Genomic DNA, 19,933 nt, shown 5'->3' with positions numbered 1-19,933 from the left:
CGATGCGTATTTCTACACAGCAGTACTTCGAAGCCAGCACTGCCAAGTATCAGTCGAACTATTCCAGTTTGGTGAAGGCCCAGGACCAGACCACTTCCGGCGTGCGCGTGCAAACCGCCGCGGATGATCCGGTCGCCGCAGCGCGCTTGCTGATGCTGCAACAGCAGAAAGACATGCTCGGGCAGTTCAACGGCAATATCGACACGTTGACCAACTCGCTGAACAACGAAAACGGTGTGCTGGATAACCTCAACAATGCGTTGCAGAAGGCCAGTGAGCTGGCGTTGCAGGCCGGTAACATCGGCATCAGCGACGCTGACCGCAAGGCCTTGGCCGATTCGATTGGTTCGATCCAGGACCAGGTGCTGGGCTTGCTCAACACCAAGGATGCCAGCGGCAACTACATGTTCTCCGGCAGCAAGACCGATACGCCGCCTTACACCCGTAACAACGATGGCACCTACACCTATCAGGGTGATGAGACGCCGTTGAGCCTGAAAGTGGCTGAGAACCTGTCGATCTCAATGGGTGATACCGCGAAGACCATCCTCGAAAGCTCGGGCAACACCGGCCGTACACAAACGACCCGTGTGCTGACGCCGCCTGACGTCGATGACTACAAGGTGACGGTGTCCGCCGGCCTTATTACTGCCGGTACCACCAGCAGTTTTGCCAGCGGCCAGCCGTATTCGCTGAAGTTCACCAGCAGCACCCAGTACACCGTGACTGACAGCGCTGGCAAGGACGTCACGTCCGAGATCCAGGGCAACGGCACGTTTGACGCAACCAAAGAGGGCGCGTCGACGGTCAACCTGCGCGGGGTCAAGTTCGATATCGGCTTCAATTTGGGCGAAGGCGTGAAGCCAGGCGCGGATTCGGATGCTCTGGTGAAGGACCGGGAGTTCACGCTGGCGCTCAAGCCGGACACGTTCAGTGTGTCGCGCACCCCGAGCAATCAGACCACCGCGCAGTTGACCGGTGGCACGGTGACCGATCAGGCGGCTTACGCCAGCACCTTCCCCAACTCCGGCGTTGTCATCAAGTTCGGCGCTGGCGGTAGCTATAACGTCTACGCGCAGCCGTACACGGCGGACAGCAAATCCATCGCCAATGACACCCTGGCGGCGGGCTCCACCTCGATTACCGTGGCGGGCGTGCAGTTTGCAGTCACCTCCGCCCCGGGTGACGGCGACCAATTCACGGTCGGCGCGACCAGCAGCAAGAATGAAAACGTGCTCGACACCCTCACTCACCTGCGCAAAGTTCTTGAGACGCCGGCAGACGGCAACCCGGCTGCGCAGAAGGAGCTCAAGGATGTGGTCGCGCGGTCCATCGGCAATTTGGCCAACGCCAAGATCCAGGTTGGCCAAGTACTGGGTTCGGTTGGGGCTCGCGGGGCTGCATTGACGTTGCAAAGCACGGAAAACACCAGCCTGGGCATTGCCAATGACTCGACCATGAGCTCGCTGGGCAACATCGACCTGGCGGAAGCGTCGATTAATCTGAGCCTGCAACAAACCATGCTGCAAGCCTCGCAGCTGGCATTCGTGAAAATCTCCCAGCTGAGCCTGTTCAACAAGATGTAAGCGGCCCGCTGCACAGCAACGGCTCAGCCTGGAAACAGGCTGGGCCGTTGTCGTTTCCGGGACTTAATTGTTTGAAGGTTTTGCAGAAAGCACACACAATTAGGTGACCTGTGAGTCATAAAGCGCATCTTCACTGTATCGTGTGAAAAGGATAAGTCGTCTCAGCCTCCTTGCAGAGCGGCTTTCAGCGAGTTCTTTACGGGGTTATCCCCTTTATTGTCACCACTTCGCGAGGCAGTTCGCGGGGTGTTCTCCAGCTATTTAGTATTGGGAAGCCACAATGATTGGCATAAAAAGCATCGCCAGTTACGTGCCGGCCGACGGCATCGATAACTACGCCCAGGGTGCCAAATTCGCCAAGGATGAAGAATTCATCATTGGCAAGATCGGTTCGGCGTTCCTGCCGCGCAAGGAAGCTGCCCAGGAAACCTCCGATCTGTGTGTCGAGGCAGTCAACGCTTTGTTTGCCAACAACCCGGAGTTGAAGCGCGAGTCCATCGACGCGCTGATCGTCGTCACCCAGAACGGTGACGAAGAGGGTTTGCCCCACACCGCCGCCATCGTCCAGGACAAACTGGGCCTGCCGACCCACGTGGCCGCGTTCGATATCTCCCTGGGCTGCTCCGGCTACGTCTACGGCATCTATGCGATGAAGGGCTTCATGGAAGCCGCGGGCCTGAAAAACGGCCTGCTGATCACCGCCGACCCGTATTCGAAGATCGTCGACCCAGAAGACCGCAACACCACCATGCTGTTCGGCGACGCTGCCACGGCTACCTGGATGGGCGAGGACGCCCCTTGGTTGCTGGGCAAGTCGAAGTTCGGCACCGACGGTTCCGGCGCGCCGCACCTGAAGGTCAGCGACGGCGTGTTCTTCATGAACGGCCGCCAGGTGTTCAACTTCGCGCTGCTCAAAGTGCCAGCGCATTTGCACGAGCTGCTCAATGAGTCGGACCTCAAGGCCGACGACATCGATGCCTTCTGCATTCACCAGGGCAGTGCGGCGATTGTCGATGCCGTGGCGCGCCGCTTTGAAGAGGCGCCAGTGGAGAAGTTCATCAAGGACATGGTCGAGACCGGCAACACCGTGTCATCGAGCATTCCACTGCTGCTGGAAAAGCACGTGATGGACGCCACCTGGAAGCGTGTGGCGATCAGTGGTTTTGGCGTGGGCCTGTCGTGGGGCTCGGCGATTCTCTATCGTCCGTGACGCTTTAACCGGCAACACAAAAAAACGCCGATGATCGAGAGATCATCGGCGTTTTTTATTTGGCGCCAGAAAAGCCAATGAATGCTGGGTTTTACACTTATGTAAGCCCTTGAATTGCAAGGGGTGGCACCGCGCCATTAAAAAAATCAAAAAAAAGACTCAAGCAACCGGCACACACGACGATAACTATTACGAAGGTTCTCTAGGCCACACCCGGCGGTTGCCAGGGCCGGAAGCCGCAGTAAACAACCCCACGAGGATTTCGTCATGGCTTTAACAGTAAACACCAACATCACTTCCCTGTCCGTTCAGAAAAACCTGAACAAAGCCGGTGATGCTCTGAGCACCTCGATGACTCGCCTGTCTTCCGGCCTGAAAATCAACAGCGCCAAAGACGACGCCGCTGGCATGCAAATCGCCAACCGTCTGACCTCCCAGGTCAAAGGCATGACCGTTGCCATCGCCAACGCCAACAACGGTACTTCCATCGCCCAGACCGCTGAAGGCGCGATGCAAGAGTCCACCAACATTCTGCAACGTCTGCGTGAACTGGCTCTGCAGTCCGCGAACGGTGATAAAAGCGACGCTGACCGTGCTTCTCTGCAACAAGAATTCACCGCTAAATCCGGTGAGCTGACCCGTATCGCCCAAACCACTACTTTCGGTGGTCGTAACCTGCTGGACGGTTCGTTCCAGAACGTTGCCTTCCAGATCGGTTCGGACGCTAACCAGACTATCTCTTTCGGCATGAGCGACCTGAGCGCTACTGGCCTGAAGGGTACTTACAGCGAAGCCAAAACCAACGGCCTGACCACTACTCTGTCGGCTTCCGTTACTGCCAACGCTGTTGATCTGCCAGGCGGTACTCCGGCTAAGAGCGTTACTTCTGCATTCGTGCAGACTGGTGGTGCTTTCGCAGCTCCTGGCGCTGACACTACCTTCAAGGTAAATGGTCAAGACGTCACCTTCACTACCGCTGATACCGCTGCTACCGCCGCGGCCAAGCTGAGTGCTGTTCCTGGTGTGACCGGCTCCGTTAACGCCGGCGCACTGGTACTGACCTCCAGCTCTGCAATCACCATTGGTTCGGGTGCGGTCGGTGGTCTGAACACTGCTACCGCAAGCGGCGGCGTAACCACCATCACTCCAGCTGTAGGTGGCAAGCTCGACGCCACAGCTGAAATCAACGTCAACGGCAAGAACATTGCCCTGGCTGTTGGTGATGACTTGGCTGCTATCGCTGTCAAAATCAACGCTGCAACCGCAGACGTAGCTGGCCCACCTGTTGTTCCAGGTACTGGCGTCAAGGCTGCAGTATCGGCTGAAGGCCGTCTGGAACTGACTTCGGCTGACGGCAAAGCCATCAAGCTGGGTAACGGTACTGGCGCTGCTGCCAACGGTGGTGCAGGTGCACTGGCTAAACTGGGTCTGGCTGCTGGTACCACTGAAGCCAAGCTGGGCGCTGATACTTCGGTTAGCCTGAACGGTACTGAAGTGAAGTTCACCGCTGGTTCGACCATGGCCGACATCGTTTCGTCCATCAACAGCGCCAGCACCGGTGTGACTGCCAGCAAAAACGCTGACAACACCCTGAGCCTGTTCTCCACCAAGGACATCACTGTTGCCGACGGCAAAGCGGGTACTGGTCTGTCCACTCTGGGTCTGACTGCAGCCGCTGCAACTACAACTGCCGCTGTCAAAATGGACACCACTGTTGCCGACCTGAGCATCCTGAACGCTGCCAGCGCTCAGCAAACCATCCAGGCTCTGGAAGGTGCGATCCAACAAGTAGACAGCCAGCGTTCCCAGCTGGGTGCGGTTCAGAACCGTTTCGACAGCACCGTGGCGAACCTGCAAAGCATCTCGGAAAACTCCACCGCAGCCCGTAGCCGCGTACAGGACGCCGACTTCGCTTCCGAAGCCGCTGAACTGACCAAGCAACAAACTCTGCAACAAGCATCCACCGCCATCCTGTCCCAGGCTAACCAGCTGGGCTCCGCTGTACTGAAGCTGCTTCAGTAACATCGGTAGCGGTTAGATAACGGAAGGGTGCGTCTACGTGCCCTTCCGTTTTTTCAGTTATGAGGTGATGACATGGACATGAGCATTAAGCTGAACGCGTCTTACCCGGCTGGCACTACCCAGGCCACTGTTGCTACTGCGACGCCGGCCAGGCCTGCAACCGAGACGACACAGGCTGGCACTGCACAGCCGCAGCGCGACGCGCTGGAAAAAGCAGTGACTGATATCCGTGAATTTGTGCAGGCTTCCCAGCGAAACCTGGACTTTTCCATCGACGACTCCACCGGTCGTGTCGTGGTCAAAGTGATCGCCACTGACAGCGGTGAAGTGATTCGACAGATTCCATCCGAGACTGCGTTGAAATTGGCGCAGGACCTGAGCAAAGCCAGCAGCGTGCTGTTCGACAGCAAGGCCTGAGTTGGCACGAAACATGTTTCTGATTGCCGTATAGGCGACACTGCGCCAAGAAAGCGGCAGCCACAGGACAGGAGAAGAAAAAATGGCGAGTTCAACGATTACCGGCCCGGGTTCGGGCTACGATACCCAGGGTATCGTGAAGGCGCTGGTTGGGGCTGAAAAAGCACCCAAGCAGTCCCAGATCACCAAGCAGCAAACGGTCACAACCACTCAGTTGTCGGCTGTTGGCTCGGTCAAAAGTGCGCTGGAAGCTTACCGGACGGCAATCACCAAGTTGAACAGCGCCTCTTCGTTCAATGGCCTGGCGGCGACGACCACTGACGACAAAAACGTCAAGGTCACCCTTGGCGATGGCGCCTCCAGCGGCAAGTACGCGCTGGTGGTGGACAACCTCGCGACGTCCTCGAAAGTCACCAGCAAGCTCTTCACGGGCGCGGCTGCCGTGGCGAACACCGGTGAAGAAAACCAGACCCTGACGATCAACCAGTCGGGCAAGAGCTACAACGTCATCATCAGCGGTGGCTCGACCCTGCAGCAGGTCCGCGAGTCCATCAACACCCAGCTCTCGGCCCAGGGCATCAGCGCCAACGTGCTGAGTGACTCGAATGGTTCGCGCCTGGTCATTGGCTCCACCAACAGCGGTGTGGGCACTGATATCACCCTGAGCGGTGATTCGGACCTGGCGGTCGGGTACGACAAGGGCCCCGCGGCAGTGAATGCCAAGTACTCCATTGATGGCATCAAGATGGAGTCCACCAGCAACACGGTGACGTCGGCGATCAGTGGCGTGACCCTGGATCTGGTTGCACCGACGGAAACGGGCAAGACCACCACTATCAACGTGGCCAGCAACACGGCGACCTTGAAGACGTCGGTGCAGTCCTTCGTGACCGCCTACAACACGCTGATGACCGCAATCAACGCACAGACCAAGGTCACCGCGACCGGCGACCAGGCGACCACCACGGCCGGTGCATTGACCGGTGATGCGTCGATGCGCGACCTGGTGTCGAGCATCCGCAGCGAGCTGGTCAATGGCTCGGGCAGCGGTTCGATCAGCAGCTTGTCGCAGATGGGTATCACAACCGACCAGAAAACCGGTCTGCTGTCGCTGGACGACAAGCAGTGGGATGCGGCCGTGGCGAAGAACCCGACCGACATCGCCAAGCTGTTTACCGGCACCAACGGTTTGATCTCGCGCATGAACAAAGCCACTGACAGCTACGTGGGCACCACGGGTACGCTGGCTTCGCGGGTCAAGGACTTGAACACGAAGTTCAGCGACCTGACGGTGCAGCAGGCTGACCTGGATCGCCGCATGGACGCTCTGCAGTTGTCCCTGAGCGCCAAGTACACGGCCATGGATACCTTGATCGCGAAGATCAACGCCAGCAGCTCCAGCATCATGACCACGCTCAACTCGCTGAACAATCCGAAGTCGACGTGATGGGTAGGGCGGTGATCCGCCCGTCCCGGCTGCACTAAAGTTTTTGACGTTATGGTCGAAAAACTGGTTAGAGCAAACCTATTCGCCTGTGGCGTTTAACGAGGTAGCAAGATGAATCCGATGAAAGCCCTTCGTCAGTACCAGAAGGTCAATTCCCACGCTCAGGTATCCGAGGCCAGTCCTCACCGCCTGATCCAGATGCTGCTAGAGGGTGGTCTTGATCGCCTGGCGCAGGCCAAGGGTGCCATGTCTCGTGGTGATGTCGCACAGAAGTGTGTGTTGATCACCAAGGCCATCGACATCATCACCGGTCTGCGTCAGGGCCTGGACGAAGAAAAGGCGGAAGATCCGGCTGCGATCCAGCAGTTGGACAGCCTTTACGAGTACATGAACACGCGCCTGGCCCAAGCCAATGCGAGCAGCGACCCGGAGATCATCGACGAAGTCGCACGCCTGTTGATTACCGTGAAAAGTGGCTGGGATGCCATCGCTCCACAATAAGGCCAAGCGCCTTGAGGTACACATCATGAGCCACGCACTGCAACGCATCGATGAAGCCCGCGACGCCCTGATAAGCGCGTTGGCCGAGCGCAATTGGGATGCTGTCGGTGAGCTGGATCTGGGCTGCCGTGCGGTGATCGATGAGGTGCTCAGCGAGGCGCCGGTGGACGAAGATGCGCTGCGCGAGAAGCTGGAGAGTCTGCTGGCGGTGTATCAGCAGTTGCTGGAAGTGACGACGGGCGAAAGACAGGCGATTTTTGAAGAGATGTCGCAGATCAACCAAGCTAAAAATGCGTCAAAGGTTTACCATCTGTTCGGCTGAATAGCGTCAGTTGGTCCGAACGGTGCGTCATATATTTGACTGTGCCAGCATTTTTGACTTAACTAGTGCTGTTTTCAGATTTCAGACGTCTAGTAAGGTACAAAATCGTACAAGCGTCTTGATTGCCCTCATTCTTGGGCAGGAAGTTTTACTAGGGAAGTTGCTATTGCATGTGGCGTGAAACCAAAATTCTGCTGATTGATGACGATAGCGTCCGCCGCCGCGATTTAGCGGTGATTTTGAATTTTCTTGGCGAAGAAAATCTGCCCTGCGGCAGCCATGATTGGCAGCAGGCGGTCAGCTCATTGTCATCGAGCCGTGAAGTCATTTGTGTGCTGATCGGGACGGTAAACGCTCCTGGCGCTGTTTTGGGCTTGTTAAAGACACTGTCTACCTGGGATGAGTTCCTTCCCGTGTTGCTGATGGGCGATATTTCTTCCGGCGAGCTGCCTGAAGACCAGCGCCGCCGCGTGCTGTCCACCCTGGAAATGCCGCCCAGCTACAGCAAATTGCTCGATTCCCTGCACCGCGCCCAGGTCTATCGCGAGATGTACGACCAGGCTCGCGAGCGCGGTCGCCACCGTGAACCCAACCTGTTCCGCAGCCTCGTCGGCACCAGCCGTGCGATCCAGCACGTGCGCCAGATGATGCAGCAAGTGGCCGATACCGACGCCAGCGTGCTGATCCTCGGCGAATCGGGCACCGGCAAGGAAGTGGTCGCGCGCAACCTGCACTATCACTCCAAGCGCCGCGACGGGCCCTTTGTGCCGGTCAACTGCGGGGCGATCCCGGCAGAGCTGCTCGAAAGCGAATTGTTCGGCCACGAGAAGGGCGCCTTTACCGGGGCGATCACCAGCCGTGCCGGGCGTTTCGAACTGGCCAACGGCGGCACCCTGTTCCTTGACGAAATCGGCGACATGCCACTGCCGATGCAGGTCAAGCTGCTGCGTGTGTTGCAGGAACGTACCTTCGAACGCGTGGGCAGCAACAAGACCCAGAGCGTCGATGTGCGCATCATCGCAGCCACCCACAAGAACCTCGAAAGCATGATCGAGGTGGGCAGCTTCCGCGAAGACCTGTACTACCGCCTCAACGTCTTTCCAATCGAGATGGCCCCGCTGCGTGAGCGCGTGGAGGACATCCCGCTGCTGATGAACGAACTGATCTCGCGCATGGAGCACGAGAAACGCGGTTCGATCCGTTTCAATTCCGCCGCGATCATGTCCCTGTGCCGCCACGGCTGGCCGGGCAACGTGCGCGAGCTGGCCAACCTGGTGGAGCGCATGGCGATCATGCACCCCTACGGTGTGATCGGCGTGGTCGAGCTGCCGAAGAAATTCCGCTATGTCGATGATGAAGACGAGCAGCTCAACGACATCCGCAGCGACATGGAAGAGCGTGTAGCGATCAACGGCCACACCCCGGACTTCGCTTCCACTGCCATGCTGCCGCCGGAAGGTCTCGACTTGAAGGACTACCTCGGCAACCTGGAACAAGGCCTGATCCAACAGGCTCTGGACGACGCCAACGGCATCGTCGCCCGCGCCGCCGAGCGCTTGCGTATCCGCCGCACCACCCTGGTGGAGAAGATGCGCAAGTACGGCATGAGCCGTCGAGATGGCGATGAACAGGCAGATGATTGACGCCTAAAATACAAACCGCTGATTAATCAGCGGTTTTTTTTCGGCACAAGTATTGCTACAGCTCTCGCAACGTTCCGTTTAACTGACGGTCAGCCAAGCGAGAGAGCATGATGCCCCACGCCGCCCAACTATCTTCGACGCCTGACGCCGAGCAGCTCAGCCGCAATGGCCTGGAACAGGCCTTTTCGCTGTTCAACCAGATGTCCAGCCAACTGACAGACTCCTACAGCCTGCTGGAAGCCCGGGTTTCCGAGCTTAAAGGCGAGCTGGCTGTGGTCAGTGCCCAGCGCATGGAAGAGCTGGCCGAGAAAGAGCGCCTGGCCAACCGTCTGCAAAACCTGTTGTCGCTGTTGCCCGGTGGCGTGATCGTCATTGACGAAGACGGCCGCGTGCGCGAAGCCAACCCGGCCGCCTGCGACATGCTCGGCCTGCCGCTGGAAGGCGAGCTGTGGCGCCATGTCATCACCCGCTGCTTCGCGCCGCGTGAAGACGACGGCCATGAAATCTCCCTGAAAGACGGGCGCCGCCTGTCCATCGCCACGCGCTCGCTCGATGCCGAGCCCGGCCAGTTGGTGCTGCTCAACGACCTCACCGAAACCCGACACCTGCAAGACCAGTTGGCGCGCCATGAGCGTTTGTCGTCGCTGGGCAGGATGGTCGCTTCTTTGGCGCATCAGATCCGTACGCCGCTGTCGGCGGCGCTGATCTACGCCAGTCATTTGACTGATGAGCAACTGCCGCCAGAAACCCAGCAACGTTTTGCTGGCAGGCTCAAGGAGCGTCTGCACGAATTGGAGCACCAGGTGCGTGACATGCTGGTGTTCGCCCGCGGCGAATTGCCGCTGACCGACCGCGTCACCCCGGCCGACCTGATGCGCGCCCTGCAAGCCGCCGCGAGCACCCATATCGAGGGTGCCGAAGTACGCTGGCAATGCGACAGCCACTTCGGCGAGTTGCTGTGTAATCGCGACACCCTGGTCGGCGCCTTGCTCAACCTGATCGAAAACGCCACCCAGGCCAGCGCCCCCGGCGCGCGCCTGAAGATTCACCTGTACAGCCGCGCGCAAACCCTGCGCCTGTGCATCAGTGACAGCGGCAGCGGCATCGACCCGCAGGTGCTGCAGCGCCTCGGCGAACCCTTTTTCACCACCAAGACCAACGGAACGGGCCTTGGCCTGACCGTGGTCAAGGCCGTCGCACGTGCCCATCAGGGAGAATTGCAGCTGCGTTCCCGGTTGGGGCGTGGCACCTGTGCATTGATGACCTTGCCGCTGTTTTCAGGCGCGGCAAGCGCGGAGTAAGCGAACATGGCAATCAAGGTTTTATTGGTAGAAGACGATCGCGCCCTGCGTGAGGCATTGGCTGACACGCTGCTGTTGGCGGGCCATGACTATCGGGCGGTCGGTTCAGCCGAGGAAGCCTTGGACGCGGTGGAACAGGAGCCCTTCAGCCTGGTGGTCAGCGACGTCAACATGCCCGGCATGGACGGCCACCAGTTGCTCGGCCTGCTGCGCGCACGTCAGCCGCAATTGCCGGTGCTGCTGATGACCGCCCATGGCGCCGTGGAGCGCGCGGTAGACGCCATGCGCCAAGGCGCGGCGGATTATCTGGTCAAGCCGTTCGAACCGAAAGCCTTGATCGAACTGGTGGCCCGCCATGCCCTCGGCGTACTGCCGGCCAGCGATGGCGAGGGCCCGATTGCCTTCGAACCGGCCAGCGCGCAATTGCTGGAGCTGGCCGCCCGTGTGGCGCGCAGCGATTCCACGGTGTTGATCTCCGGCGAGTCCGGCACCGGCAAGGAGGTGCTGGCGCGTTACATTCACCAGCAGTCCAGCCGCGCCAGCCAGCCGTTTGTGGCGATCAACTGCGCGGCGATCCCCGACAACATGCTTGAAGCCACCTTGTTCGGCCATGAAAAGGGCTCGTTCACTGGCGCCATCGCGGCCCAGGCGGGCAAGTTCGAACAAGCCGACGGCGGTACGATCCTGCTCGATGAAATTTCCGAAATGCCCCTGGGCCTGCAAGCCAAGTTGCTGCGCGTGTTGCAGGAGCGTGAAGTGGAGCGCGTTGGCGCGCGTAAGCCGATCCAGCTGGATATCCGTGTGGTCGCCACCACCAACCGCGACCTCGCCGGCGAAGTGGCGGCGGGGCGCTTCCGCGAGGATCTGTTCTACCGACTGTCGGTGTTCCCCCTGGCCTGGCGCCCACTGCGTGAACGCCCGGCCGACATCATCCCGCTGGCCGAGCGCCTGCTGAACAACCACGTCAAAAAAATGAAGCATGCCCAGGCACGCCTGTCGGCCGAGGCCCAGGCCTGCCTGATCGGCTATCCGTGGCCCGGCAACGTGCGTGAGTTGGACAATGCGATCCAGCGCGCCCTGATCCTGCAACAGGGCGGCCTGATTCAGCCCCAGGATTTCTGCCTGGCCATGGGCAGCGGCGCGGCGCCATTGCCGAGCCTGGCACCCGCGCCGGTGCTGGCCGAAGCTGAGTCTGCCGGTGCGCTGGGCGACGACCTGCGCCGCCGCGAATTCCAGATGATCATCGACACCCTGCGCGCCGAGCGCGGCCGCCGCAAAGAAGCCGCCGAACGCCTGGGCATCAGCCCTCGCACCCTGCGCTACAAGCTGGCGCAGATGCGTGATGCGGGGATGGATGTGGAAGCGTATCTGTTTGCTACCTAGCTGGTACCAAGGCCGACAAGGTTTGTCGCCTTTTCTTACGAATCGATACAGAGCTGGCACCCTTGTTGCTACTTCCCCTAGTAATTGCGGCGTAGTGTCAAAAATTTGCGGGTTGTCGGAGAGAGAAGGTCATGAGCCAGGGTATTGAGTTCAATCGGTTGATGTTGGATATGCGCTCCATGCAAATGGATGCCATGGCTCAACCGAAATCCGTCGCGCAAGCGCCGGAATTGGGCCAAAGCAGCTTCGCCGACATGCTCGGCCAGGCGATCAATAAAGTCAGTGACACCCAGCAAGCCTCCAGCCAGTTGGCCACCGCGTTCGAAATCGGCAAAAGCGGCGTGGACCTCACCGATGTGATGGTCGCTTCGCAAAAAGCCAGTGTGTCGTTCCAGGCGTTGACCCAGGTGCGTAACAAGTTGGTTCAAGCCTATCAAGACATCATGCAGATGCCGGTTTAAGGACGAGATTTAAGTCATGGCAGAAGCAGTCTCCGACAACGTACCCGCCAAGGCAGACGGCAAGCCGCCGCTGTTTGGCCTGTCGTTCCTGGAAAACCTCTCGGAAATGACCATGTTGCGTCAGGTGGGCCTGATGGTCGGCCTGGCTGCCAGCGTGGCGATTGGTTTTGCCGTGGTGTTGTGGTCGCAACAACCTGATTACCGGCCGTTGTACGGCAGCCTGGCGGGCATGGATTCCAAGCAGATCATGGAAACCCTCGCCGCCGCCGACATCGCCTACACCGTCGAGCCCAACTCCGGCGCCTTGCTGGTCAAGGCCGACGACGTGGCCCGTGCGCGCATGAAACTCGCCGCCGCCGGCGTCACGCCGTCCGACGCCAATATCGGTTTTGAAATCCTCGACAAGGACCAGGGCCTGGGGACTTCCCAGTTCATGGAAGCCACCCGCTACCGTCGTGGCCTGGAAGGCGAGTTGGCCCGCACCATCTCCAGCCTGAACAACGTCAAGGGCGCCCGCGTGCACTTGGCCATCCCGAAAAGCTCGGTATTTGTGCGTGACGAACGCAAGCCAAGCGCCTCGGTGTTGGTGGAGCTGTTCTCCGGCCGCTCCCTCGAGCCTGGCCAGGTGCTGGCGATCATCAACCTGGTGGCCACCAGCGTTCCTGAGCTGAGCAAGTCGCAGATCACCGTGGTCGACCAGAAGGGCAACCTGCTGTCGGACATGGCCGAGAACTCCGCGCTGACCCAGGCCGGCAAGCAGTTCGACTACAGCCGCCGCATGGAAAGCATGCTCACCCAGCGCGTGCACAACATTCTGCAACCGGTGCTCGGCAACGACCGCTACAAGGCTGAAGTGTCGGCCGATGTGGACTTCAGCGCCGTCGAGTCGACCTCCGAACAATTCAACCCGGACCAGCCCGCGCTGCGCAGCGAGCAGTCCACCAGCGAACAACGCACCGCCGCCAATGGCCCGCCGCAAGGCGTACCGGGTGCCTTGAGCAACCAGCCGCCTGCGCCAGCCTCGGCCCCGCAAACCACCGGTGGCGCCGCAGCCACCGCTGGCGCCATCGCCCCGGGCCAACCGCTGTTGGACGCCAACGGCCAGCAGATCATGGACCCGGCCACCGGCCAGCCGATGCTCGCCCCGTACCCGGCGGACAAGCGTAACCAGTCCACCAAGAACTTCGAGCTCGACCGTTCCATCAGCCACACCAAGCAGCAACAGGGCCGCGTCAATCGCCTGTCGGTGTCGGTGGTGGTCGATGACCAGGTCAAGGTCAACGCGGCAGACGGCACCATCACCCGTGCGCCGTGGGGCGCCGATGAATTGGCGCGCTTCACCCGCCTGGTGCAGGACGCGGTCGGTTTCGACGCGAGCCGTGGCGACAGCGTCAGCGTGATCAACATGCCGTTCTCCGCCGAGCGTGGCGAAGTGATCGCCGAAGCGGCGTTCTACACGCAGCCGTGGTTCTGGGACATCGTCAAGCAAGTGCTGGGTGTGTTGTTCATCCTGGTGCTGGTATTCGGTGTGCTGCGCCCGGTGCTCAACAACATCACCGGCAACGGCAGCAAGAAACAACTGGCAGCCTTTGGTGGCAGCGACGTCGAGTTGGGTGGCATGGGCGGCCTGGATGGCGAACTGGCCAACGACCGCGTCAGCCTCGGCGGCCCGCAAAGCATCCTGTTGCCAAGCCCGAGCGAAGGTTACGACGCGCAGTTGAATGCAATCAAAAGTCTGGTGGCAGAAGACCCGGGCCGTGTGGCCCAGGTCGTGAAAGAGTGGATCAACGCAGATGAGTGATAATCGAGCCGCTGTTGCCAAGCTCACCAAGGTCGACAAAGCGGCGGTTCTGCTGCTGTCCCTCGGTGAGACCGACGCCGCCCAAGTGCTGCGTCACATGGGCCCCAAAGAGGTTCAGCGCGTCGGCGTGGCCATGGCGCAAATGCGCAATGTGCACCGCGAGCAAGTCGAACAGGTGATGAGCGAGTTCGTCGAGATCGTCGGCGACCAGACCAGCCTGGGCGTCGGCTCCGACAGCTACATCCGCAAGATGCTCACCTCGGCCCTGGGCGAAGACAAGGCCAACGGCCTGATCGATCGCATCCTGCTGGGCGGCAACACCAGTGGCCTCGACAGCCTCAAGTGGATGGAACCGCGTGCCGTCGCCGATGTGATCCGTTTCGAGCACCCGCAGATCCAGGCCATCGTCGTCGCGTACCTCGACCCGGACCAGGCCGGTGAAGTGCTTGGCCACTTCGACCATAAAGTGCGCCTGGACATCATCCTGCGCGTGTCGTCGCTGAACACCGTGCAGCCGGCGGCGCTGAAAGAACTCAACACGATCCTGGAGAAGCAGTTCTCCGGCAACTCCAACGCCGCGCGCACCACCTTGGGTGGTATCAAGCGTGCCGCCGACATCATGAACTTCCTCGACAGCTCGGTCGAAGGCCAGTTGATGGACTCGATCCGCGAGATCGACGACACCCTGTCCGGCCAGATCGAAGACCTTATGTTCGTGTTCAACAACCTCTCCGATGTCGACGACCGTGGCATCCAGGCGTTGCTGCGCGAAGTGTCCTCCGACGTGCTGGTGCTGGCCCTCAAGGGTTCGGACGAAGGCGTCAAGGAGAAGATCTTCAAGAACATGTCCAAGCGTGCTTCCGAACTGCTGCGCGACGACCTCGAAGCCAAGGGCCCGGTGCGCGTCAGCGACGTGGAAACGGCGCAGAAAGAAATCCTCACCATTGCCCGCCGTATGGCCGAAGCCGGAGAAATCGTTCTCGGCGGGAAGGGCGGCGAAGAAATGATCTAAGGCGCGCCCCATGTCGAACAAAGATGAGACGCCCAGCGATCTGATTCGCGCGCGGGATGTCGGCGGGTTCGACATCTGGTCGTTGCCCAGCTTCGACCCGCATGTGCCGGAGCCCGAGCCTGAGCCGGAACCCGAATTGCCGGTGGAGATGGAAGAAGTGCCGCTGGACGAAGTCCAGCCACTGACCCTCGAAGAGTTGGAAAGCATCCGCCAGGAGGCCTACAACGAAGGCTTCGCCGCCGGGGAAAAAGACGGCTTTCGCAGCTCCACCCTCAAGGTCCGCCAGGAAGCCGAGGCCGCCCTGAGCGTCAAGCTGGGCAGCCTGGAACGCTTGATGCGCAGCCTGTTCGACCCGATTGCCGAGCAGGATTCGCAGCTGGAAAAATCCATGGTCGGCCTGGTGGAACACATCGCCCGCCAGGTGATCCAGCGCGAACTGGTGCTCGATTCCAGCCATATCGAAAGCGTCATGCGTGAAGCCCTCAAGCTGTTGCCCCTGGGCGTTGGCAATGTGCGCTTGTACATCAACCCGCAGGATTTCGAACAGGTCAAAGCCCTGCGCGAGCGCCATGAAGAAACCTGGCGCATTGTCGAAGACGCGGCGTTGCAGCCCGGTGGTTGCCGCGTCGAGACCGAACACAGCCGCATCGATGCCACGGTGGAAACCCGCATCAGCCAGATCATGGCCAAGCTGCTGGACCAGGCCCACGAGCAGGTGCTGAACCCGGCCGAGCCGGATTTGAGCGTGGACCTGGACGCCCCCGATGCGCCTTGATCGCACCAGCTTCGCCAAGCGCCTGAGCGGTTACGCCGAGGCCACGGAGTTGCCCGGCCAGCCGATCCTCGAAGGGCGCTTGCTGCGCATGGTCGGCCTGACCCTCGAAGCCGAAGGCTTGCGCGCCGCCATGGGCAGCCGTTGCCTGGTGATCAACGACGACAGCTACCACCCGGTGCAGGTCGAAGCCGAAGTGATGGGCTTTTCCGGCAGCAAGATATTCCTGATGCCCGTCGGCAGCCTGGCGGGCATCGCCCCCGGCGCCCGCGTGGTGCCCCTGGCCGACACCGGCCGCCTGCCCATGGGCATGAGCATGCTCGGCCGTGTGCTCGACGGCGCCGGCCGCGCGCTGGATGGCAAGGGCGGCATGAAAGCCGAAGACTGGGTGCCGATGGACGGCCCCACCATCAACCCGCTCAAGCGCAACCCCATCAGCCAGCCGCTGGACGTGGGCATTCGCAGCATCAACGGTTTGTTGACGGTCGGGCGCGGCCAGCGTCTGGGTCTGTTTGCCGGTACCGGCGTGGGTAAGTCGGTGCTGCTGGGCATGATGACCCGGTTTACCGAGGCCGACATCATCGTGGTCGGGCTGATCGGCGAACGGGGCCGCGAGGTGAAGGAATTCATCGAGCACAGCCTGGGCGAAGAAGGCCTCAAGCGTTCAGTGGTGGTCGCCTCGCCGGCGGATGATGCGCCGCTGATGCGGCTGCGCGCCGCCATGTACTGCACGCGCATCGCCGAATATTTTCGCGACAAGGGCAAGAACGTCCTGTTGCTGATGGACTCGCTCACCCGTTTCGCCCAGGCCCAGCGGGAAATCGCCCTGGCCATCGGCGAGCCGCCCGCGACCAAGGGGTATCCGCCGTCGGTGTTCGCCAAGCTGCCCAAGCTGGTGGAGCGCGCCGGTAACGCCGAGGCCGGGGGTGGCTCGATCACCGCGTTCTACACCGTATTGTCCGAAGGCGATGACCAGCAAGACCCGATTGCCGACTCGGCGCGAGGCGTGCTCGACGGCCATATCGTGCTGTCGCGGCGTTTGGCGGAGGAGGGGCACTACCCGGCCATCGACATCGAAGCGTCCATCAGCCGGGTGATGCCGTCGGTGGTCACGCCCACGCACATGGCCCGTGCCCAGCAGTTCAAGCAGCTGTGGTCGCGCTATCAGCAGAGCCGCGACTTGATCAGCGTCGGCGCCTATGTGGCCGGTGGCGACCGCGACACCGACCTGGCGATTGCCTTGCAACCGCAACTGGTGACCTACCTGCGCCAGGGCCTTAACGACAAGATCAGCATGGCCGAGAGTGAGTCGCACCTGAACTCGATCTTCGCCCCGGCACCGGGCGGCTAAGCCATGGCCAGCTCCCGTTCTTCACGCCTGGCTCCAGTGGTGGACATGGCCGAAAAGGCCGAAAAAACCGCGGTGCAGCGCCTGGGGTATTTTCAGGGCCAGGTGCGCCTGGCAGAAAGCAAACTGGGCGACCTGGAGCGCTTTCGCGGCGAATACCAGCAACAGTGGATCGAACGCGGCACCAAGGGCGTGTCGGGCCAATGGTTGATGGGTTACCAGGGCTTTCTCAGCCAGCTGGAAACGGCCGTCGACCAGCAGCGCCAAAGCCTGCTCTGGCACCAGAACAACTTCGAAAAGGCCCGCGACAGCTGGCAACAGGCGTATGCCCGGGTCGAGGGGTTGCGCAAGCTGGTGCAGCGCTATATCGACGAAGCGCGGGCGCTGGAAGACAAGCGTGAGCAGAAGCTGCTGGATGAGTTATCACAGCGCCTGCCCCGTCAATCCCAGTACTAAAGACCACCACCGTTCTACTGTGGGAGCTGGCTTTATGTGGGAGCTGGCTTGCCTGCGATAGCGGTGTACCAGTTGGCTCATCTTTGGCTGATGTACCGCTATCGCAGGCAAGCCAGCTCCCACATTTGATTGGTGGCGTTGCTCAGACCCCGTTCAACTGCTAAACCTTTGTCTACCGCCAATGACAAGGAAGCAGTCACATGTCAGTCGAGTCAGAAGTATCCCTGGACGGGAAGAAGTTGACGATCGCCATCAAGGGCCGGTTCGATTTCGGCAGCCACCAGGCGTTTCGCGAATCCTACGAGCGTTTCTACAAGGTGCCCGAGTTGTACGTGGTCGACCTGAAAGACACCACCTACATGGACAGCTCGGCCCTGGGCATGCTCCTGCTGTTGCGTGATCATGCCGGCGGTGACAACGCGGACGTGCAGGTGGTCAACAGCAATTCCGATGTGCGCAAGATCCTCGCCATCTCCAACTTCGACAAACTGTTCGACATCAGTTGAGCAGCCTGGCCCCCGTGCTTGAGCCGCTGACGGTGCTGATCGCCGAAGACAGCGCCACCGACCTGCTGTTGTTGTCCACCATCGTGCGGCGCCAGGGCCATCAGGTGCTCACCGCCAGCAACGGCTTGGACGCGGTGCAAGTGTTTGCCCGTGAGCGCCCGCAACTGGTGTTGATGGACGCGCTGATGCCGGTGATGGATGGTTTTGAAGCGGCACGCCAGATCAAGCAATTGGCCGGCGAAACCTTGGTGCCGGTGATTTTCCTCACCTCCCTGCGTGAGAGCTCGGCCCTGGCCCAGTGCCTGGATGCCGGCGGCGATGACTTCATGGCCAAGCCCTATAACCCGCTGATCCTGGCGGCGAAGATCAACGCCATGGATCGCCTGCGCCGCTTGCAGGCCACGGTGTTGCAACAGCGCGACCTGATCGCCCGGCACCATGACTACCTGCTGCATGAGCAACGGGTGGCCAAGGCGGTGTTCGACAAGGTCGCGCATTCGGGCTGCATCAACGCCGCGCCGAATATCCGTTACCTGCAATCGCCCTATGCGCTGTTCAACGGCGACCTGTTGCTGGCGGCCTATACGCCGTCGGGCGATATGCATGTGTTGCTGGGCGACTTCACCGGCCACGGCTTGCCGGCGGCGGTGGGCGCCATGCCCCTGGCGGAAGTGTTCTACGGCATGACCGCCAAGGGCTACGGGCTGGCGCAGATCCTGCGGGAGATGAACGTCAAGCTCAAACGCATCTTGCCGGTGGATATGTTCTGCTGCGCCACCCTGTTGTGCCTGAGCACCCAGCGCCGCGTGGTGGAAGTGTGGAACGGCGGCATGCCTGAAGGCTATGTGCATGAAGTCGCCAGCGGCAAGCGCACGGCGTTGGTGCCGCGGCATTTGCCGTTGGGCGTGCTGTCGGCCGAAGCCTTCGATGACCGCACCGAGGTGTGGCCGATGGCCCTGGGCGACCGGGTGTTTTTGCTCTCCGATGGCGTGCTCGACACGGCGGACAGCAATGACCAGTTGTTCGGCGCCGAGCGTTTGCATCAAGTGTTTGCCGCCAACCGCGAGCCCGACCGCTTGTTTGCCGAGATCGAGCAAGCCCTCGCCGGGTTTCGCGGTGAAGCGCGCGATGACGTGAGCATGGTGGAAATCACCCTGCAAGCCGGGCAATCCCTGCGCGCGACGGGGCCGCTGTATACCGACAGCAGCCAGTCGTGCCCGCTGGATTGGTCGGTGAGTTTCGAGTTTCGCGCCGAGACCCTCAAGCGCTACAACCCGTTGCCGTACTTGCTGCAACTGTTGCTGGAAATCCACGGCCTGCGCGAGCGCAGCGGGGCGCTGTACAGCGTGATGGCCGAGCTGTATTCCAATGCCCTGGAGCACGGCGTGCTGGGCCTGGACTCGCGGCTCAAGCGCGATGTGCACGGCTTTGCCGACTACTATCGCCAGCGCAACGAGCGGTTGGCGCAGTTGAGCAGCGGTTATGTGCGGGTGCATGTGCAGGTGGTGCCGACGGCGACGGGCGGGCAGATGTCGTTGCGTATCGAAGACAGCGGCGCCGGCTTTGACGTGGAACAGGTGCTGGCGCGCCCGCTGGAGGTTGATCGCTTGTCGGGCCGTGGGCTGAACCTGGTGCGTCAATTGAGCGGTGACGTGCACTGGTCCGATGGCGGGCGTAGCGTCTGCGTGGAGTTTTCGTGGCAGGCTCAGGCATAATCCGCCGATTCTTGATCAAGGAGCGAACAA

18 protein-coding genes are annotated in these 19,933 nt (G+C 60.9%); all 18 read left to right on the top strand.

Translation table 11 applies throughout. The features are described from left to right. Positions 1-2: 2 nt before the first annotated feature. The 18 genes from ACZRMO_RS13155 to ACZRMO_RS13070 all read left to right on the top strand — a co-directional run bounded on the left by ACZRMO_RS13155 (position 3) and on the right by ACZRMO_RS13070 (position 19,903). Complete coding sequence (locus ACZRMO_RS13155) at positions 3-1,586, top strand: flagellar hook-associated protein 3 (RefSeq protein ID WP_463973131.1); 1,584 nt, start codon at positions 3-5, stop codon at positions 1,584-1,586. A gap of 280 nt (positions 1,587-1,866) precedes the next feature. Further along, entirely contained in the window at positions 1,867-2,796 is a 930-nt protein-coding gene (locus ACZRMO_RS13150; protein ID WP_448183621.1) for a ketoacyl-ACP synthase III, read from the top strand. A gap of 267 nt (positions 2,797-3,063) precedes the next feature. Continuing rightward, on the top strand, positions 3,064-4,818 hold the full coding sequence (locus ACZRMO_RS13145) for a flagellin N-terminal helical domain-containing protein (protein WP_463973130.1): 1,755 nt from the start codon (positions 3,064-3,066) through the stop codon (positions 4,816-4,818). A 72-nt stretch (positions 4,819-4,890) separates the two neighbouring features. Next, positions 4,891-5,235, top strand: a complete 345-nt coding sequence (locus ACZRMO_RS13140) for a flagellar protein FlaG (RefSeq protein WP_463973129.1) — start codon at positions 4,891-4,893, stop codon at positions 5,233-5,235. A gap of 82 nt (positions 5,236-5,317) precedes the next feature. Beyond that, on the top strand, positions 5,318-6,682 hold the full coding sequence (fliD, locus tag ACZRMO_RS13135) for a flagellar filament capping protein FliD (RefSeq protein WP_463973128.1): 1,365 nt from the start codon (positions 5,318-5,320) through the stop codon (positions 6,680-6,682). 111 nt (positions 6,683-6,793) lie between these two features. After that, positions 6,794-7,183: a flagellar export chaperone FliS gene (gene fliS, locus ACZRMO_RS13130; protein ID WP_463973127.1), complete on the top strand. Its 390-nt coding sequence runs from the start codon at positions 6,794-6,796 to the stop codon at positions 7,181-7,183. Positions 7,184-7,208: 25 nt separating this feature from the next. Beyond that, the gene (gene fliT / locus ACZRMO_RS13125; protein WP_463973126.1) at positions 7,209-7,505 is read left to right on the top strand and encodes a flagellar protein FliT; all 297 of its coding nucleotides are present in this window, start codon (positions 7,209-7,211) and stop codon (positions 7,503-7,505) included. 170 nt (positions 7,506-7,675) lie between these two features. After that, positions 7,676-9,148, top strand: a complete 1,473-nt coding sequence (locus tag ACZRMO_RS13120; protein ID WP_463973125.1) for a sigma-54 dependent transcriptional regulator — start codon at positions 7,676-7,678, stop codon at positions 9,146-9,148. A 110-nt stretch (positions 9,149-9,258) separates the two neighbouring features. Next, positions 9,259-10,449 (top strand): sensor histidine kinase, encoded by a 1,191-nt coding sequence (locus tag ACZRMO_RS13115; protein ID WP_463973320.1) that lies wholly within the window; start codon positions 9,259-9,261, stop codon positions 10,447-10,449. 6 nt (positions 10,450-10,455) lie between these two features. Then, positions 10,456-11,832 (top strand): sigma-54-dependent transcriptional regulator, encoded by a 1,377-nt coding sequence (locus ACZRMO_RS13110; protein ID WP_207045218.1) that lies wholly within the window; start codon positions 10,456-10,458, stop codon positions 11,830-11,832. A gap of 131 nt (positions 11,833-11,963) precedes the next feature. Beyond that, positions 11,964-12,293 carry a flagellar hook-basal body complex protein FliE gene (gene fliE / locus ACZRMO_RS13105; protein WP_017735206.1) on the top strand — a complete coding sequence of 110 codons (330 nt, stop codon included), beginning with the start codon at positions 11,964-11,966 and terminating at the stop codon, positions 12,291-12,293. A 16-nt stretch (positions 12,294-12,309) separates the two neighbouring features. Continuing rightward, the gene (fliF, locus tag ACZRMO_RS13100) at positions 12,310-14,094 is read left to right on the top strand and encodes a flagellar basal-body MS-ring/collar protein FliF (protein WP_207045216.1); all 1,785 of its coding nucleotides are present in this window, start codon (positions 12,310-12,312) and stop codon (positions 14,092-14,094) included. Beyond that, the gene (gene fliG, locus ACZRMO_RS13095; RefSeq protein ID WP_017735208.1) at positions 14,087-15,106 is read left to right on the top strand and encodes a flagellar motor switch protein FliG; all 1,020 of its coding nucleotides are present in this window, start codon (positions 14,087-14,089) and stop codon (positions 15,104-15,106) included. Before fliF ends, fliG begins: the two co-directional genes overlap by 8 nt. Positions 15,107-15,116: 10 nt before the next feature. After that, positions 15,117-15,881 (top strand): flagellar assembly protein FliH, encoded by a 765-nt coding sequence (gene fliH, locus ACZRMO_RS13090; RefSeq protein WP_207045215.1) that lies wholly within the window; start codon positions 15,117-15,119, stop codon positions 15,879-15,881. Beyond that, positions 15,871-17,229 (top strand): flagellar protein export ATPase FliI, encoded by a 1,359-nt coding sequence (gene fliI, locus ACZRMO_RS13085; protein WP_448183628.1) that lies wholly within the window; start codon positions 15,871-15,873, stop codon positions 17,227-17,229. The genes fliH and fliI overlap by 11 nt, the downstream gene beginning before the upstream one ends. A 3-nt stretch (positions 17,230-17,232) precedes the next feature. Next, a complete protein-coding gene (gene fliJ, locus ACZRMO_RS13080; protein WP_463973124.1) occupies positions 17,233-17,682 on the top strand; it encodes a flagellar export protein FliJ in 450 nt (149 codons plus the stop codon). 200 nt (positions 17,683-17,882) lie between these two features. After that, a complete protein-coding gene (locus ACZRMO_RS13075; RefSeq protein WP_463973123.1) occupies positions 17,883-18,188 on the top strand; it encodes an STAS domain-containing protein in 306 nt (101 codons plus the stop codon). Continuing rightward, positions 18,185-19,903, top strand: coding sequence for an ATP-binding SpoIIE family protein phosphatase (locus tag ACZRMO_RS13070; RefSeq protein ID WP_463973122.1), 1,719 nt, complete (start codon positions 18,185-18,187; stop codon positions 19,901-19,903). Before ACZRMO_RS13075 ends, ACZRMO_RS13070 begins: the two co-directional genes overlap by 4 nt. Positions 19,904-19,933 lie beyond the last annotated feature (30 nt).

The organism is Pseudomonas sp. B611, from assembly GCF_055407965.1.
Note: the sequence above shows the minus strand (reverse complement) of the source record. Positions and strands in the feature narration are given on the sequence as shown.

What these genes read in the sequence shown, in the direction of transcription:
- fliS (WP_463973127.1), top strand. Translation starts at nt 6,794, where the DNA reads ATGAATCCGATGAAAGCCCTTCGTCAGTACCAGAAGGTCAATTCCCAC.
- fliD (WP_463973128.1), top strand. Translation starts at nt 5,318, where the DNA reads ATGGCGAGTTCAACGATTACCGGCCCGGGTTCGGGCTACGATACCCAG.
- fliH (WP_207045215.1), top strand. Translation starts at nt 15,117, where the DNA reads ATGTCGAACAAAGATGAGACGCCCAGCGATCTGATTCGCGCGCGGGAT.
- fliJ (WP_463973124.1), top strand. Translation starts at nt 17,233, where the DNA reads ATGGCCAGCTCCCGTTCTTCACGCCTGGCTCCAGTGGTGGACATGGCC.
- fliE (WP_017735206.1), top strand. Translation starts at nt 11,964, where the DNA reads ATGAGCCAGGGTATTGAGTTCAATCGGTTGATGTTGGATATGCGCTCC.
- ACZRMO_RS13155 (WP_463973131.1), top strand. Translation starts at nt 3, where the DNA reads ATGCGTATTTCTACACAGCAGTACTTCGAAGCCAGCACTGCCAAGTAT.
- ACZRMO_RS13115 (WP_463973320.1), top strand. Translation starts at nt 9,259, where the DNA reads ATGCCCCACGCCGCCCAACTATCTTCGACGCCTGACGCCGAGCAGCTC.
- ACZRMO_RS13120 (WP_463973125.1), top strand. Translation starts at nt 7,676, where the DNA reads ATGTGGCGTGAAACCAAAATTCTGCTGATTGATGACGATAGCGTCCGC.
- fliF (WP_207045216.1), top strand. Translation starts at nt 12,310, where the DNA reads ATGGCAGAAGCAGTCTCCGACAACGTACCCGCCAAGGCAGACGGCAAG.
- ACZRMO_RS13150 (WP_448183621.1), top strand. Translation starts at nt 1,867, where the DNA reads ATGATTGGCATAAAAAGCATCGCCAGTTACGTGCCGGCCGACGGCATC.
- ACZRMO_RS13145 (WP_463973130.1), top strand. Translation starts at nt 3,064, where the DNA reads ATGGCTTTAACAGTAAACACCAACATCACTTCCCTGTCCGTTCAGAAA.
- ACZRMO_RS13140 (WP_463973129.1), top strand. Translation starts at nt 4,891, where the DNA reads ATGGACATGAGCATTAAGCTGAACGCGTCTTACCCGGCTGGCACTACC.
- ACZRMO_RS13075 (WP_463973123.1), top strand. Translation starts at nt 17,883, where the DNA reads ATGTCAGTCGAGTCAGAAGTATCCCTGGACGGGAAGAAGTTGACGATC.
- fliG (WP_017735208.1), top strand. Translation starts at nt 14,087, where the DNA reads ATGAGTGATAATCGAGCCGCTGTTGCCAAGCTCACCAAGGTCGACAAA.
- fliT (WP_463973126.1), top strand. Translation starts at nt 7,209, where the DNA reads ATGAGCCACGCACTGCAACGCATCGATGAAGCCCGCGACGCCCTGATA.
- fliI (WP_448183628.1), top strand. Translation starts at nt 15,871, where the DNA reads ATGCGCCTTGATCGCACCAGCTTCGCCAAGCGCCTGAGCGGTTACGCC.
- ACZRMO_RS13110 (WP_207045218.1), top strand. Translation starts at nt 10,456, where the DNA reads ATGGCAATCAAGGTTTTATTGGTAGAAGACGATCGCGCCCTGCGTGAG.